Source organism: Halomonas sp. B23F22_3 (genome assembly GCF_043496965.1).
Taxonomy (GTDB): domain Bacteria; phylum Pseudomonadota; class Gammaproteobacteria; order Pseudomonadales; family Halomonadaceae; genus Halomonas.
The window spans coordinates 128561-144391 of sequence record NZ_JBIEKG010000005.1 but is presented as its reverse complement, the minus strand read 5'-3'; the positions used below and the strand labels follow the sequence as shown (position 1 = coordinate 144391).

Here is a 15831-nt window from a genome sequence, read left to right as displayed (position 1 = left end):
GGAGGCATCATGAGCAGCCCCATCGTGACATTCGACACGCCCGACGAGGCGGAGCTGGCCGTGGCGTCCGATCGCCTGTGCCGGCAGATCGGCGCCCTGCTGTGCAAGCACTACCCGGGCCGCAAGTGGTTCGTGGAGGTCAGCGTGCGGGGTGGCGTGGCCCAGATCCAGTGCCCGGCCATCTCCCAGCTGTACGGCTACACCCTGCACCTCCACAACAAGACCCACGACCAGCTGCGCGACGCCGTGGTGCGGGCCGGCGGGCAGGTGCTCGAGATGTTCCACCTGAGCCGGGACCGCGGTGCGTCCGGCGGCGAGGAATCGCTGCTGCGTGATGCCCGTGGCGAAGCGCTCAATGCGGCGACGGGGCTGTGATGCAGGGCGAACACTACGACATCGACGCCGAGGCCGCCCAGACGACCGATCGGCCTGGCATGGACCCCGTGCACAGCGACTGGCTGCGGCGCGCCTCGCTGCTGTACCGCGAGTCCACCGACTACTACCAGTCGAGCCTGTTCCAGTCCTGGCGCGACTCCATCGCCCACTTCCGCAGCGAGCACGCCCCGGGCAGCAAGTACACCCAGGACGCTTACCGCAACAAGTCGCGGGTGTTCCGGCCCAAGCCCCGGGCGGCGGTGCGCACCCTGGACGCCACCTGTGCGGCGGCGCTGTTCACCAACGACGACCTGCTGCAGGTGCGCGGCATCAACCCGGATGATCAGCGCCAAGCCGACGCGGCCAGGCTGCACCAGGCGATGCTCCAGCACCGGCTCGAGGTCACGATCCCGTGGTTCATGACCGCCATCGGCGCCCACCAGGACACCCACGTCTACGGCGTGTGCGTGTCCCGCCAGTACTGGGATCGCCGAGTGAAGACCACCACCGAGATCGTGCCCGTGGTGGACGAGGCCACTGGCCGGCCGCTGATGGACGACGACGGCAACCTGTTGGGCGAGGAGGTGGAGCGCCAGGAGGTGCTGGCCGACGAGCCCGCCATCGACCTGATCGCCCCCGACAACTTCCGCTTCGATCCGGCCTGCGACTGGCGCCAACCGGTCAAGACCAGCCCGTACCTGATCGAGACCATCCCGATGTACGCCGGTGACGTCATGGCCGAGATGGCCAGCGGCGAATGGCTGCCCTACAGCCTGGGTCAGCTGGTCGCGCATGGCAGCGAGGAGGAGGGCGGCGAGACCGTGCGCGACGCTCGCCACGGCAAGGGCCGCGAGGACGCCGACGACGTCAACCAGGGCAACGAGTACAGCGTCGTCTGGGTGCACTTCAACATCATCCGCGACGAGCAGGGCGAGGACTGGGCCTTCTACACCGTGGGGACCGGCCTGCTGCTCACCGAGCCGGCCCCGCTGGCCGAGGTGGATCCGCTGGGCCGCGAGCGCTACGCCGTGGGTTTCTCCAGCATCGAGGCCCACCGCAGCCATCCGGCGAGCACCATCGAGCTCAACAAGCCGCTGACGGAGATGATCAACGACGTCACCAACCAGCGGCTGGACAACGTCAAGCTGGTGCTCAATAAGCGCTATGCCATCCGCAGGGGCTCGAACATCGACCTGGGCGCCCTGATGCGCAACGTGCCGGGCGGCGGCGTGATGATGGATAACGTCCACCAGGACTACGCCATCATGGACACCCCGGACGTCACGCAGTCCAGCTACGTCGAGCAGGACCGGCTCGCGGTGGAGTCTGATGAGCTGCTCGGCACCTTCAGCCAGTCCAGCGTGCAGTCCAACCGGGCCCTGAACGAGACCGTGGGTGGAATGGACCTGATGGCCAGCGGCGCCAACCAGGTGCAGGAGCTCGGCCTTCGCACCTTCATTGAGACCTGGGTGGAGCCCGTGCTGCGCGCCATGGTCAAGCTCGAGGGGCTCTACGAGACCGACGAGACCATCCTCGCCCTGGCGGCCGGCAAGGCCGAGATCGAGCACGAGATCGACGACGACCTGCTGATGCAGGACCTGGTGGTCAAGGTCAACGTCGGCATGGGCAACACCAACCCGCAGCAGAAGATCGCGCGCTTCATGCAGCCCATCCAGGCGGCGGCCAAGCTCCCCGAGTTCGTTCAGGAGATGGACTTCGAGGAAGTCGGCAAGGAGATGTTCGCCCTGGCCGGCATGGGCGACGGCGAGCGCTTCATGCTCAGCGAGGAGAAGAAGCGCGAGCGCGCCGAAGGGCAGGAGATGCCGCCGGAGCTCCAGGTCAAGATGAAGGAGCTCCAGCTGCGCGAGCAGGAGCTCCAGCTCAAGGCCCAGGAGCAGCAGGCCGAGAGCCAGAACGAGGCCCGCCAGCAGCAGTGGGACCAGCAGTATCAGGCGGCCAAGCTGCGCCAGGACTACGAGATAAAGATGGCCGAGATCGCCCTCAAGCAGGGGCTGACCATGGCCCAGCTCGAGGCCAAGCTGCAAATGGAGTCGGCCAAGCAGCAGAACCAGCGCGACCTCGAGGCCGCCAAGCTCACCGACAGCCAGAACGAGCGCCAGGCCCGGCGCGAGAACATGGACAACGGCTTCGACGCCTACGGATAACCCGGCCCGCCACCGCGCGGGCCTTTTCATGGATGCCCTATGGATGACATCAAGCAGACCCTCGAGGAGGGCGTGCCCACGCCGGATTTCCTCAACCAGGAGGAACAGGCGCTGTTCGCCGAGGCGACCCTCGGCGAGGAGACGATCCGCTTTCTGGACTCCGACTTGGGGCGCGTGCTGCGCGGCTACGCCCTTCAGGAGCGCGCCGAAGCCAAGGAGGCGATGCTCAAGGAAGACCCGATGACCGCCGCCGGCCGCCAGGCCATCCGTGATCACCAGTTCCGCGCCGCCGTCGCCGACTACGTCCTGACCTTCTTCCGGGAGGCGCTGGACCGCGGCGAGGTAGCATACCAATCGCTCAAGCAGCTGCGCGAGCAGGCCTGAGCGTCACCCACCACATCCGTGAGGATGAGGACCCATGACCCAGCAGAACGACGCTATCGATCCCCAGGCTGAGCCTGGCACCGACGTGTCGGCAGACCCGAATCACCAGCCTGCCGGCGACGATACCCCCTCCGCACCGGAGCCGACCGAGCGCGAGCAGCGCCTGGCCGACATCGCCCGGCAGTACCGCGAGCACCACGGCTACGGCGACGAGCCGGAACCGGACCAACCGGCAGCGGCCGACCCTGAGGAAGAGCCCGAGCCGGGCAACGATTCCGAGGCCGACGCCGACCCCGAGCAAGACCCCGGCGAGCAGGATGCTGGCCGGGAGCAAGACCCGAACGGCGACCCCGCCGCAGACGAGGATCCCCTCGAGTCACTGGGGTACTACCGCAAGCCTGACGGCAAGCTCTACACGACCATGAAGGTGAATGGTCAGGAGCGCGAAGTGCCGGCCGAGCAGGTCAAGGCGTACCTCCAGAAGGACATCGCCGGGGATTACAAGCTGCAGCAGGCCGCCGAGCGGGAACGCCAACTGGCGGCATGGGAGCAGACCCTGCGCGAGCAGGAGAGCCAGCGCCGTCAGGCCGCATCGCAACAGCCACCCGAATCGGGCGCTGAAGAAGCGAGGCAGAAGGCGAAGGACGTTCTGGCCAAGTTCTACGATGGCGATGATGACGCCGCGGCGGAAGCCCTGGTCAGCTTCATGACCCAGCATCAGGGGCAGCAGCTGAGCCCGGACGAGCTTCTTACCCAGGCCGAGCAACGCGCCACCCAGGCCATCGAACGTCGGGAAGCCGCGCAGCGGCAGGAAGCATGGAATCAGTCGGTCAACGATGGCGTTCAGTGGCTGCAGGAGACGCACCCGGACATTACCCCGGGCTCCGACCTGCATCACCTGATCGACCTGCAGACCGAGCGCTTCCTGGCGGCGCAGCAGAACGGCGACCCCGAGTTCGCCAACATGGCCCCGCGAGACATCATCGAGCGGGCGACGACCGACACCCTGCGACTGGCCGGCCGCCAGGATGCCGGCGGCAAACCGGCGGGCAGCGCCCGCGAGGCGCGCAAGCGCAGCCTCAAGCCGGTGCCGCGCGGTCAGTCCCGGCAGCCCAGCCAGAAGGTGCCGCAGGAGCCGGACACCAGCCCCGTCGCGGTGATCGAACGGATGCGCCAGTCGCGGGCCGTCAACTAACCCTTTCTCTTCAATCCCTAGACAGTCGAGGTGACTGACTATGTCCGGCAACGCATGGACCGATACCGGCTCTGGCTATCTGGCCAACCCGACCCTGAGCGACGAGTTCCGCACCGCGCTCCAACCCCTCAGCCGCTTCCGCCAGTTCTGCGACGTGGAGGCCGCTATCGGCAAGAACCGCGGCCAGACCTACGAGTGGAACGTCTACGGCGATACCGTGGATGACGGCGGCGAGCTGCAGGAAAACGAGGGCATGCCCGAGAGCAGCTTCCCGATCGGACAGGCCTCCGCGACCATGACCGAATACGGCATCTCCGTGCCGTTCAGCGGCAAGCTCGAGGCGCTCGCCGAGCACGACATCAAGAAGATCGTGCACCAGACGCTGCGCAACGACTGCAACAAAACGCTGGATCGCAGCGCCCACGCGCAGTTCGACAACACCCTGCTGCGCTATGTCGCCACCGGCGCCACGGCGTACAACCTGGATGACGACGGCACGCCCACCGGCAACAACGCCCAGTCGCTGGACACCACCCACGTCAAGCAGATCGCGGACCTGATGCAGGAGCGCAATATCCCGGTCTTTGACGGCGAGAACTACGTGTCCATCGGCCGCCCGACCACCTTCCGCCCGTTCAAGGATGACCTGGAGTCGCTGCACTCCTACACCACCGAGGGCTGGAACCGGGTGATGAACGGCGAGAACGGCCGCTACGAGGGCATCCGCTTCGTCACCCAGACCAACATCCCGTCCGAGAGCTGGACCAACGGCAACTCCGACGCGGCTTACTTCTTCGGGGCGGACACCGTCACCGAGGCCGTGGCCTGCCCGGAAGAGATCCGCGCCAAGATCCCGAGCGACTACGGCCGCAGCAAGGGTATCGCCTGGTACTACCTCGGCGGTTTCGGCATCACCCATGCCGACGCCACCGACGCCAACACTAAGGCCCAGGCCCGCATCATCAAGTGGGACTCCGCCGCCTGATCACCCACGGGGCCTTCGGGCCCCTGACACGAGGTAACCGCAATGGCCTATCACGATCCATTCCATGCGACCTACACCCTCCCGGCCGCCAGCCTGGCCAGTGCGGCCACGCTGCTGTCGGTCACCGGACCTGCCGGCAAGAAGGGCCGGCTGGTGGGGATCACCGGCGTGGTCACCACCGGGGTGACCGATGCCGCGGCTGCCGTAACGGTGGGAACCGGCGCCGATGCCGACGCCTATGGCGCGCTCAGCGTGCCCGTGTGCGCGGCCGGTACCTCGGCCAACGACGCCACCGTTCAGCCGGCCGATGCCAACCTGATCCCTGCCGATTCCGTCGTGGAAATCGCCACCGACGGCGCTGCCACTGCCGGCGCGGCAGACATCGCCGTTCACATCGCCTGGTTCTAAGGAGGACCGACATGAAGAAGCAAAAGGGTACCCATCGCAGCATGGGCAAGACCGGCGGCGTGCAGGCCGGCCTCGAGTCCGGCGTGGCGTCCACCGAGAAGGTGGGCAACACCAACCCCGACCAGGTGGGCAGCACCGGCCGGGTGAAGCCTCAAAGCCACGGCTCGATCGCCACCAAGCGCTGATCACCATCACCAGAGCAAAGACCAAGGGGCCTGCGGGCCCCTTCTTCATGGGAGGCCGCCATGCGCCGCTGTATCTCCGACCCCTTTATGGATGAGCCGCCGAAGACGCTCGACGAGCGCCTCCGCGACGGCAAGAGCATGACGGATGGCCTGGCCGGCCGCGCCGCCATGCACGAACACCCGCTGGATAGCCCCATCGACCAGTGGAATCTGGCTCGTCGAACCCACGGAACCACGCGAGGTCGCCATGACGATCAGCATTGACTTTACCCGCCCGTTCACCACGATCGGCGGCCGCCTGCCGCTGAGGTACATGCAGAACGGCTTCGGCTTCAATCCCGGCGGCGAGTACCTGGGGCGCTGCAACGTCCAGGGCGAGCTGATGGAGGAGGGCGAGCCCCTGCCGCCCGAGCCCGCTGCCGATAGCGTCGCACTCGTGGGCGAAGAGCCGGGCGTCCAGCCGCCTGCCGACGCGCCCGAGAACAACCCAGCATCCAGCCCCGCGCCCGAGGCTGAGGCCGACAGCGAAGCAGGGAAGGGCGCCGACCTCGAGGCGCTGACCGCTCACTACCAGGCCAAGCCGATCAAGGAGCTCAAGGCGATGGCCAAGGACGCCGGCATCGCCAATGCCAGCACCTTGAACAAGGCGGCCCTGGTCGAAGCCCTGGCCGAGCACGACGCCAAGGCTGAGGACGCGGCATGACCTTCATCCAGATGGTGCAGGAGCTGGTACGCCTGGCGGGCATGGCCGGCGTCGGCGGACCACCGGTGATCAGCGGTCAGACCGGCGAGTACAAGCGGGCCATCGAGTTCATTCGCCTCGCTCACCAGGACGTCTGCAACCTCCATCTGGACTGGGACTTCCTGTGGGCGACCGACACCCTGGCGCTCGAGGCCGGCACCGCCACCTATGCCGGGCCGGCGGATCTCGGCGCCTGGGACGGGCAGCGGCTGTTCATCGACAACGAGCCGCTGCCGCTCATCGACTGGCCCGACTACCAGCCGGAGACGCTCAGCCCCGCCCGGCCCCATTCGGCCGCGCTGCGCCCCGATGGCCAGCTGCTCATGCTGCCGGCCCCGGACGGGGACTACACGCTGGCCTTCGAGTACTGGAAACAGCCGCCCGACCTCACCGACGACGCCGACGAGCCGCTGATCCCGGCACAGTTCCGGCGCGTCATCGTCGGCCGCGCCCTGATGCTCTACGGCAACTACGAGGCCGCTGAGGACGCCAAGATGCAGGGCGCCGAGCTGTACCGGTCCTACCTCGAGCTGCTCGAGCGCCACCAGCTCAGTCGTCGGCAGCAGACCTATGGCCGCACCAACGCCGCACCGATCGTGGTGACCCCGCAATGAGCCAATCCGCCTACATCCGCCTCGGTGGCGGCATCGACCTCGTCACGCCGCCCGAGCAACTGTCGCCCGGGGCGGCGATCTACGCCGTCAACTACGAGTGCCCGATCAGCGGCGGCTATCGGCGCATCGAGGGCTATGCCCAGCTGGGCCCGGCTGTGCCCGGGGAAGGGCCAGTGCTCGGCGTGGTGACGTTCAACGACAAGGTCTACGCCGTGCGCAAGGACGTCGGCGCCGACTCCGCCACCCTGTATGTGCTCAACACCGGCACCGACAGCTGGGATGTGGTGGGCACCAGCGGGGCGCTCCACAACGGCCGCCACGAGTTCGTGGAGGGCAACGTCAAGGGCCTGGACAAGGACCGCGCGCTCTACGGCGTGGGTGGCGGCAAGCCGTTCCAGTTGATGGCCGAGCAGCCGGGCGCACAGACCTTCGAGGGCCTGGTCGAGTTGACGGCCTACTTCAAGGGCTCGCCGCCCGAGGGCGTGACCTACCGCGCCGACAACGACACCCTGACGCTCTCCGACGAGGATGGCCGCACCATCAACGGCGTCGAGGTGCAGGACAAGAGCGGCACCACCCTGAGCACCGAGCCCGATACCGCCGCCGGGGGCGACAACGGCACCGAGGTGGCGATCGACTTCACCGGCATCGACGTGAACAACGTCGGCCATGTGCTGTTCACCGTGGGCAGCGAGCCGGCGACCACCCTGACGATCCCCGAGCTGGCCGATCCCTTCACCGAGATCACCGCCGCCCAGGCCGGCGCCACCTTCATCGCCCTGCACAGCAATCACCTCTTCCTCGGCTACGAGCAGGGCAGCGTCCAGCACTCCGACCTGGGCAATCCCGTCGCCTTCAACGCGGCCACCGGCGGCGCGGCGGAGATCGCCGTGGGTCAGGCGCTCACCGGCCTGCTGTCCGGCACCGGGGGCGCGCTGCATTTCATCTGTCGCGATAGCGTGAAGACGCTCTACGGCACCTCGGCGGCCGACTGGCAGCTCAAGACCACGGTACCCAACTCGGGCGGGCGGCCGTATTCGGCACAGTCGCTGGTGCAACCCTACTTCATCGCCGAGCGCGGCATCGCCAGCCTCGAGGCGACCAACGCCTACGGCGACTTCCGACCGATGCAGCCCGGCGCCAAGGTAGAGCCATTATTCACCGCCGACGGCTACGCCTCGCGCGTCGTGGCCAGCGCCGTCAGCAAGAGTGCCGCCCAGTACCGCGTGTGGTTCGACGATGCCACAGGCATCTACATGAGCCCGACCGGCATCACCCGCGTCCAGTACCCCGCCCAGGTGGCCGTGGCCCACACCGGCGAGCTGTCCAGCGGCGCCGAGCAGATCCTGTTCGGCGACGACGCCGGCAACGTCTACCGCCTCGACAATGGCGCGACCTCCTTCAACGGCGCCGACATCGAGGCCTTCCTGACCCTGGCCTACAACGACCTGGAGTCGCCCAACATCCGCAAGCGGTTCCGCCGCGTGTTCTGGGACGTCCGGTCGGGCTCCAACGCCAACATCGCCATCCAGCCGGACCTCGACTATGGCGGCACCGAGACGGCCCGCCAGCGCCGCGCCTTCATCCAGTTCCTACTCGGCGGCGGCTTGTGGGGCGTCGATGACTGGAACGAGATCAACTGGTCGGTGCCCAGCCTGGGCCAGGAGCCGATGGACATCACCGGCACCGGCGTCAGCGTGAACTTCGCCATCTACTCCAAGTCCAGCTCGGCCAGCCACGAGCTGCTGGGCTACGACGTGCATTTCGACCCGAGGAGGCGCCGCCGTGGCTAACCCGTATTACGACAACTCCGATGCCGGCCAGCGCTTCCAGCCTGGCACCACCGTCGAGGCCTCCGACGTCGATGGCAAGTTCGACAGTGTGCAGGCTGGCTTCGACGGCGCGGACACCGACATCAAGCGCTCGCTCAAACTCCCCGACGAGGGCACCGACCAGGCGCTGACCGAGAGCGCCCTGGACCGGCGCAACAAGGTGGTGGGCTTCGACAAGGACGGCAAGCTGGTGCTGACCGCCGGCTTCACCTGGCGAGCCGACTGGGCCACCAGCACCGCCTACGCAGTCAACGACGTGTTCCGCGACGCCGCGACCAAGAACCTCTATGTGGTGAAGGAGAAGCACACCAGCGGCACCCTGGCCGACGACATCGGCGCCGGTAAGGCGGAACTGGCGATCAGCGTGGCCGAGGTGGAGCAGTTCAAGGTCGATGCCGAGAGCGCCGCGAGCACGGCGACTACCAAGGCCTCGGAAGCGGTGAATTCCGCCTCCAGCGCAAAAGCGGATGCAGACCGAGCAGAGGACGCGACTGCTGTTCTGGATTCAGGCGCCATAGTGGATAGCACCGCATCCCAGAGCGACACATGGTCGTCGCAGAAGATACTCGAACACTCTCATGCCGCCGCCCTGTCATTCTAAGGAGACACCGTGATGACAAAGACCTTTACTGCCCCGTTCGCTCAGACCCCAAAGACTGCCAGCTCAGTGACTACGGCTGCCGCAGCCTCGCTCACCACCGACACGCCAACCGATACCGTGCAGCTGATGACGGCCGGCGCTGACGGCGCGATCCTCACGAAACTGCATGCCATTCCGCGCGACACCGTCACCGCCTCGTCCTTGGTGTTGCTGATCAGCAAGGATGGAGGCACGACTCAGCGGTTGATCGACAGCGCGCTGATGGAAGCACACACGGTGGCCGCCACCACCGCGATCCCGGTAACCGAGTTCGGACGGTACTCAGAGACCACGCCACTTAGGCTTGAGGCCGGTGACATCCTTTATGTGGGCAGCCAGGTCGCCGCATCGAACGGCATCGTGTTCCACGCCGAGTTCACTGACTACTGAGGAGGCCTGGGATGTCGTATCCGTATGGCATGAAGGGCGCGCCGCTTGCCGGGAATGGCCTTGGAGGGCTGCCACGCCGAGCTGACCGAGCAGGAATATCGGCCCGAGGAGAGTTCGTGGTTGTTGGGGCTTACAATTCCTATGGGCATTCATTGGCGTACCTGACCGTGACTGAGGGGGTCGATGAAATTGCAATCCTGGGCGTAGCCAGCGGAGAGAGCGGCGGCAGTGTCGGAGGCGCAGATCGCCGCGCGGTAGCGGGCTCGGGAGGCAATCTCCGATACCTCAACGGGGTCAAGGTCAATGCTGGCGACAATCTCGTTATATACGCAGGGAATGGAGCGCCTGGTGCAACGTCATTTAGCTCACCCGGTCCCAGCCATCGGTCCTATGTGCTGTTGAATGGTGTGGAAATTTTTGGAACCGACTGGAGCCTTTCATTGGTAGATGGCGGTGGCGATGGCGGGGCTGGCGGCACTTATGACACCGGCCTTAGCTTGCCCTGTGCGAGCGGCGGCGGCGGTGCCGGTGGTTATGTGGGTAACGGTGGTGACGGCGGTGAGTCGTTTTCAGGAGCCGACGGCGGCGATGGCCTCGGTGGGGGGGCTGGCGGCGGTGCTGCAACATCGTATTCCGGCACTTCGGTCACTGGTGGTGACGGCGGTGGCGTCGGCCTTTATGGAATTGGTGAGAACGGGGCTGGCGGGCAGTACGTCTCTGATAGCGGTACAAACGGAGAAGACGGCGGCGATGGGTCGGCTGCAGAGACCGCGCCTTATGGTGTCTTCGGAGCCGGGGGCGGTGGGGAAACACACGATAGCTCCGGCCAGCCTGGTGGGCGTGGCGCGGTGCGAATTATATGGGGGAAAGGTCGAGCTTTCCCGTCCGGTGACGTCGGACCTAGCTGATGGGAGTGAGAGATGATTAAAGTGAAGAATGGCGTGGCAGTGCGTGAGTCGCTGCCAAGATTCCTGCGCGGCCTCTCCCGCGACTCTCTAGCCGACCTCTCTTGGATCGACCCCGCGCTTGGCCTTCAAGGAGTGGCTTGGTGGCCCGCGGAAGATCAATCATCGCCGCTGCCGGACGATTACCACCGCTACGGAACCGAGGCGCTGACGCCAGATCCTGAGCGTCGGGTGGTGGTGGTCGTGCGAGAGGTGGTGCCGCCCACGGCATCCGAGCAGGCCGAGCGGCTGGAGCAAGCGAAGACACGGCAGCGCCGCCAGATCGAGGAAGCCCTGGCCGCCGCGATCGGCGAGGGCCTGCCCTACACCATGCCGGACGGCACGGCCGACGTGATCCAGATGCGCGGGGAGGATCGCCAGAACCTGCTCGGCCTGGCGGTGGAAGCCCGCGACCTCCAGGCGGCCGGTGAGACGGGCGCCGTGCAGGAGCTGCGCGCCATGTCGAACGCCCGCTATCCGATGACTCCTGCCGAGATGATCGCCGCCACCGACGCAGCCCTCGCTCATTTCAAGCAGCTCATGGCGCGCAGCTGGGATCGCAAGGACGCCGTGACCGCGGTGGTCCTCGAGGACTACGCGAGCGCTACCGAGGCCATCGCCGCCGTCGAGGCGATCACCTGGTAGCACCTACATTCCGGCAAACCGTGAGGGTTTCCCATGGCAGCATTCGATACCACCGCCTACCTGAACAACAAAACGGCCCAGCTCAACAAGACCGGCGAAGGCGGTCGCAACGACTGGACCGTGGCTGATGTGCAGAAGGCCTTCAAGGACTCCGGCCTCTCCGCCCAGGAGCACTACAGCCGCTATGGCAAGGACGAAGGGATCAGCACCAGTCGCTCCTCCCCGCGCCCGTCTACCGTCAGCTCACGCTTCGACACCAGCACCTATCTGCAGAACAAGGCTCAACAGCTCAACCGGACCCAGCAGGATGGTCGCACCGACTGGGGCGTGGGCGATGTCCAGCAGGCGTTCGCGGATGCCGGCCTGTCTGCCCAGGAGCACTACAACCGCTACGGGGCGGCCGAGGGTGTGATGCCCTACGCCGAGGCGCAGTCGCAGGGGCTGCTCGGGTCCGTGCCGCAGACCTCGGTGACCGGCAACCAGACCTCCCAGGGACAGCTGCAGCAGATGCTGGCCAGCAACTCGCCGCTGATGCAGCAGGCGGCCACCCAGGGGCAGCAGCGCGCCAACCAGCGCGGCCTGCTCAACAGCTCGATGGGCAGCCAGGCCGCCCAGGGCGCGATGATCTCCGCGGCGGCACCCTTCGCCCAACAGGATGCCCAGACCTACTTCCAGAACAGCCAGGCCAACGCCGACCGCCAGCAGCAGGACTACATGAGCCGGCTTGGCTACCAGCAGCAGATGGGGCTCAACCAGCAGCGCTTCGGTTTCGATCAAGCGCTCAACGAGCAACAGCACGGATTCAGCATGGACCAGCTCCAGGGCTCGAGCGTTGCTAACGCCTGGGGCGCCATGTCGGGCCAGGTGACGGACATCGTGGCCCAGTCCATGGACGCCATCAACAACGTGCAGATGAACCCCAACATCAAGCCCGAAGACAAGTCGGCGATGATCGAGCAGATCCTGGAAATGCGCGACAGCGACATCCAGTTCCAGGGCGACCTCTACGACAGCCTGTCCTCCTATCTGGGAGATACCGGGCTTTTCCCCAGCCTGTAACCGAGGAGCGACGACATGGCAGGACTACTCAGCGGCATCGGCTCCGCGCTCGACAGCGGCGCCGTGGACGCGGCGGTCGATGCGGGCTCGTCGGCGATGGACTTCATGGATCGCGTCGATACCACGACCACCGGCGGCTTCTTCGACAACGTGGCCGATTACGCCACCGACGCCTTCGGCTGGCTCAACGACAACCCCGAGGCGGCCAACCTGATCGGCGGCGTCGCCGCGGGCGTGGGCCAGGCCTACCTCCAGGGGCAGCAGGCCGAGGACCAGCGCGCGTTCGAGATGAAGATGTACAAGCGCCGGCGCGAAGACGCCTACGCCAAGCCGGGCCAGGTGAGCGGTTACGGCAGCCACCGCCAGGCGATCACCCGCGGGGCGATCACCGACGGCGACATCACCGGCGACCGGGAGGAGGGCTGATATGGCATTCGGTGATCCGGGCGGCCCGGGCGGCGGTCGCGGCGGCTGGGGTGATCCCGGCGGCCCGTCCGATGGCGCCATGGGCGGCGGCAACTTCGGCGGCATGGATGGGCATGGCGGCTTTGCCGACTCCGTGGCTACCGAGGGCCCCGGCAAGGGGTACGGTGGCGGGCACAGCGGCGGCTCGTCCGACGCCGGGCGCGGAATGCTGGGCAGCGAGCTCGCCACCGAGGGTGCCGGCAAGGGGTATGGCGGCGGCCATGCCAGCCCCGGCGCCGGGACGGGCTCCAGCGGTGGCACGGTGCGCGGCCAGGTGCGTTCCGAGCGCATGGGCCAGCAGCCCGCCGCCGACTTCGACACCATCGCCACCGGCGCCATCGCCTCCTTCGAGGGCCAGCAGCGCGGCTTCATGAGCGAGGTGGACGCCCAATCCCCCCGCGGGCTGACGCAGGACATGGGGCCGGGCCTTCAGGAGGGCGACCTCGACACCGTGGCGCGGGACATACAGGCCACGGCCAAGCCCGGTCTGATCGGCCGCGGGCTGACGACCCTGGCGGGCGCGGTGCCCGGCCTCGGCGTGGCGGTGGACGCCACCGCGCGCACCTTCGACGCCACCAGTCGGATCGGCCAGCTCAACGACGACTTCGGCGCCGACCTGGACAACTCGTTCAGCGGCAACATCGGTCAGCAGGCGCGCGGTTCCCTCGGCGGGTTGCTCGGCGGCAAGCTGGGCGGCACCGCGGGCGGTCGCGTGGGTGCGGCCGTGGGCGGCCTGCCGGGCGCCATCGCCGGCACCCTCGGCGGGGCGGCGCTGGGCGGCAGCTTTGGGCGCAACGCCGGACTGGGCCACTATGGCGGCAGCACCCCAGGCACCGGCATGGGCGCCGGCGCGTCCACACCCGCCTCCACGCCTGCTACCATGTCACCCAAGGCAACGGCCGCCGCGCCGTCCGTCTATGGCCCCGTGGACTTCGACGGCTATGCCAGCCACGCCGCCAGCTTTTTCGGATAACTCGCCGGGAGGCGACACATCATGGCAGGACTTCTCCAGCAGGGCATGGGCCAGCCGGCTCAACCCCAACCTGGCGGCACACCGCCGCCGCTACCGGCCCCGCAAGGCCAATCTTCCCCCCAGCCTGAACCGCAGCAGCAGCCCGCCCCGGGCGACCGCGATCCCCGCGTGGACATGGACCCCGAGCAGGGGCCGCAGCAGCGCCAGGCGCTCGTCGGCGCCATGCTCGAACCGCTCTACGGTGAGCGACGCGACCAGGTGCTGGCCATGCTCGAGCAGCAGGCCGACCAGCCCGCCGAGGCCATCGGGCGTGTCGTCTCACGTCTCATGGTCACCGCCTGGCGGGCCCTTTCCGAGCAGGGCCGCACCGTGCCGCCGGGCGTGATGTTCCAGGCCGGCATGGTCGCCGCCCAGGCCGTGGGCGAGATCGCCGTCAACATGGGCGTGCTGCCCGAGCAGGGCAACGCCGAGCCCATCGAGGGCGGTTTCCTGCTGGCCATGGGACGCTTCGGCGAGGCCACCGCCGAGCAGATGCCGCCCGAGCAGCGGCAGCGCTACGGCGAGCTGATCCGCGCCATGCAGCAGGCGCGACAGCAGGCCGGGCCGCAGGGCGGCCAGCCACCCCGGCAGCCCGCCGCGCCGCGCGGCCCGCAACCTTCCGCCCAGCAGCCGGCCGCCCGGCCCGGAGGTGCATGATGGCAGGACTACTCGGCCAGGCCCTGGCCGGCGCCCTGATGGGCGGCGGTCAGGCCGTGCAGCACAACGCCCAGAGCCGCATCGAGCAGAAGCGCCAGGAGGCGCTGGCGGAGGTCAAGCACCGCTATCGCATGGCCCAGCAGGACGATCAGCAGCAGTTCACCCGCGGCGAGAACCAGCGCACCCGGGAGTTCAATCGCAGCGAGCGCCTCGAGGGGCAGGACTTCACCGCCGGACAGAACCAGCTGACCCGGGAGCAGCAGCGCGAGCTGGCCCTGCTGCGTGAGCGAGGGGCCAACAGCCGCGCCGCCATGGGCCGCAACGACTGGGAGGTCATGCAGGCCAACGATGGCAGCCTGGTGCGCATCAACACCCGTTCTGGGGACATTGAGCCCATGGATGCTGGCGACATGCGGTTTGGCGGCGAGAGCTGGACGGAGCGCGACCAGGCCTATGTCGAGTCTCTGCAGTCCGAGATGGAATCGCTCCAGGAGATCGCCAAGACCGGCATGCTCTCCGAGGAGCAGAAGGCGCGGATGCAGGCGATCCCTCAGGAGATGCGCACCTACGCCCAGGGCATCGATTCTGGCAGTGAAACGCTCTCCGCTTATGAGCAATGGCGCCAGGGTCAGCAGGGTAGCACCGGAGGCGGCAGTGGAGGCCCGCCACCGCTGATCGCACGCCCGGGCGCCCAGGGGAGCGGCGGCGGGCAGAGTGGTCAGGAGGGCGGCACCACCGCCTCCGACTACATGGCGGAGCGCGAGCGGCAGCAGGCCGAAGCCGAGCGCAACCGCGAGGCAGACGCCCGGGTCAGCGAGATGACCGACGAGGCGAAGCGCATCGCCGGCCGCCTGACCATCCCCGACCGCTTCAGCGGCGGCTTTCAGCGTGGCGGCCTGCTCAACCGAGCGAACGGCGGCGGCATCGACACCCAGGCCGAGCGCCAGGCTGCCCAGCAGGTGCTGGTCGAGGTTGCCGCGCAGCACGACACCGAGCGCGATCCGGATCGCAAGGCGCAGCTCAAGGAGGCGATGGACGCCCTCCTCGAGGCTGGCGTGACCCTACCGAACCAGCGCTGAGCTCGGCTGAACCTCGCCGAGCATCACGCTGGGGCCCTTCATGTCGGGAGACATC

The 15831-nt window shown here is 67.7% G+C and carries 19 protein-coding genes; all 19 read left to right on the top strand.

The features are described from left to right. Window positions 1-9 precede the first annotated feature (9 nt). The 19 genes from ACGTNG_RS12580 to ACGTNG_RS12490 all read left to right on the top strand — a co-directional run bounded on the left by ACGTNG_RS12580 (window position 10) and on the right by ACGTNG_RS12490 (window position 15776). Window positions 10-375 carry a hypothetical protein gene (locus ACGTNG_RS12580; protein WP_394577395.1) on the top strand — a complete coding sequence of 122 codons (366 nt, stop codon included), beginning with the start codon at window positions 10-12 and terminating at the stop codon, window positions 373-375. Continuing rightward, window positions 375-2540 (top strand): portal protein, encoded by a 2166-nt coding sequence (locus ACGTNG_RS12575; protein ID WP_394577393.1) that lies wholly within the window; start codon window positions 375-377, stop codon window positions 2538-2540. The genes ACGTNG_RS12580 and ACGTNG_RS12575 overlap by 1 nt, the downstream gene beginning before the upstream one ends. A gap of 39 nt (window positions 2541-2579) precedes the next feature. After that, window positions 2580-2924 carry a hypothetical protein gene (locus ACGTNG_RS12570; RefSeq protein ID WP_394577392.1) on the top strand — a complete coding sequence of 115 codons (345 nt, stop codon included), beginning with the start codon at window positions 2580-2582 and terminating at the stop codon, window positions 2922-2924. Window positions 2925-2958: 34 nt separating this feature from the next. Then, window positions 2959-4119 (top strand): hypothetical protein, encoded by a 1161-nt coding sequence (locus ACGTNG_RS12565; protein ID WP_394577391.1) that lies wholly within the window; start codon window positions 2959-2961, stop codon window positions 4117-4119. Between the two features lie 40 nt (window positions 4120-4159). After that, window positions 4160-5104, top strand: a complete 945-nt coding sequence (locus tag ACGTNG_RS12560; protein ID WP_394577390.1) for a major capsid protein — start codon at window positions 4160-4162, stop codon at window positions 5102-5104. A gap of 42 nt (window positions 5105-5146) precedes the next feature. Next, window positions 5147-5512, top strand: a complete 366-nt coding sequence (locus ACGTNG_RS12555; protein WP_394577389.1) for a hypothetical protein — start codon at window positions 5147-5149, stop codon at window positions 5510-5512. An 11-nt stretch (window positions 5513-5523) separates the two neighbouring features. Then, window positions 5524-5697, top strand: a complete 174-nt coding sequence (locus ACGTNG_RS12550) for a hypothetical protein (protein WP_394577388.1) — start codon at window positions 5524-5526, stop codon at window positions 5695-5697. 60 nt (window positions 5698-5757) lie between these two features. Further along, on the top strand, window positions 5758-5961 hold the full coding sequence (locus tag ACGTNG_RS12545) for a hypothetical protein (RefSeq protein WP_394577387.1): 204 nt from the start codon (window positions 5758-5760) through the stop codon (window positions 5959-5961). Beyond that, a complete protein-coding gene (locus ACGTNG_RS12540; protein ID WP_394577386.1) occupies window positions 5945-6400 on the top strand; it encodes a Rho termination factor N-terminal domain-containing protein in 456 nt (151 codons plus the stop codon). The genes ACGTNG_RS12545 and ACGTNG_RS12540 overlap by 17 nt, the downstream gene beginning before the upstream one ends. Further along, complete coding sequence (locus tag ACGTNG_RS12535) at window positions 6397-7053, top strand: phage adaptor protein (protein ID WP_394577385.1); 657 nt, start codon at window positions 6397-6399, stop codon at window positions 7051-7053. Before ACGTNG_RS12540 ends, ACGTNG_RS12535 begins: the two co-directional genes overlap by 4 nt. Next, complete coding sequence (locus ACGTNG_RS12530) at window positions 7050-8846, top strand: hypothetical protein (RefSeq protein WP_394577384.1); 1797 nt, start codon at window positions 7050-7052, stop codon at window positions 8844-8846. Before ACGTNG_RS12535 ends, ACGTNG_RS12530 begins: the two co-directional genes overlap by 4 nt. Further along, complete coding sequence (locus ACGTNG_RS12525; RefSeq protein WP_394577383.1) at window positions 8839-9486, top strand: hypothetical protein; 648 nt, start codon at window positions 8839-8841, stop codon at window positions 9484-9486. The genes ACGTNG_RS12530 and ACGTNG_RS12525 overlap by 8 nt, the downstream gene beginning before the upstream one ends. A gap of 12 nt (window positions 9487-9498) precedes the next feature. Continuing rightward, window positions 9499-9915, top strand: coding sequence for a hypothetical protein (locus ACGTNG_RS12520; RefSeq protein WP_394577382.1), 417 nt, complete (start codon window positions 9499-9501; stop codon window positions 9913-9915). 920 nt (window positions 9916-10835) lie between these two features. Beyond that, window positions 10836-11504 (top strand): DUF4376 domain-containing protein, encoded by a 669-nt coding sequence (locus ACGTNG_RS12515; RefSeq protein WP_394577381.1) that lies wholly within the window; start codon window positions 10836-10838, stop codon window positions 11502-11504. A 33-nt stretch (window positions 11505-11537) separates the two neighbouring features. Next, window positions 11538-12563 carry a hypothetical protein gene (locus ACGTNG_RS12510; RefSeq protein WP_394577380.1) on the top strand — a complete coding sequence of 342 codons (1026 nt, stop codon included), beginning with the start codon at window positions 11538-11540 and terminating at the stop codon, window positions 12561-12563. A gap of 15 nt (window positions 12564-12578) precedes the next feature. Next, window positions 12579-12989 (top strand): hypothetical protein, encoded by a 411-nt coding sequence (locus ACGTNG_RS12505; RefSeq protein WP_394577379.1) that lies wholly within the window; start codon window positions 12579-12581, stop codon window positions 12987-12989. A gap of 1 nt (window position 12990) precedes the next feature. Continuing rightward, the gene (locus ACGTNG_RS12500) at window positions 12991-14001 is read left to right on the top strand and encodes a hypothetical protein (protein WP_394577378.1); all 1011 of its coding nucleotides are present in this window, start codon (window positions 12991-12993) and stop codon (window positions 13999-14001) included. Window positions 14002-14022: 21 nt separating this feature from the next. Beyond that, complete coding sequence (locus ACGTNG_RS12495; RefSeq protein WP_394577377.1) at window positions 14023-14697, top strand: hypothetical protein; 675 nt, start codon at window positions 14023-14025, stop codon at window positions 14695-14697. Next, window positions 14697-15776, top strand: a complete 1080-nt coding sequence (locus ACGTNG_RS12490; protein ID WP_394577376.1) for a hypothetical protein — start codon at window positions 14697-14699, stop codon at window positions 15774-15776. The genes ACGTNG_RS12495 and ACGTNG_RS12490 overlap by 1 nt, the downstream gene beginning before the upstream one ends. Window positions 15777-15831: the final 55 nt, after the last annotated feature.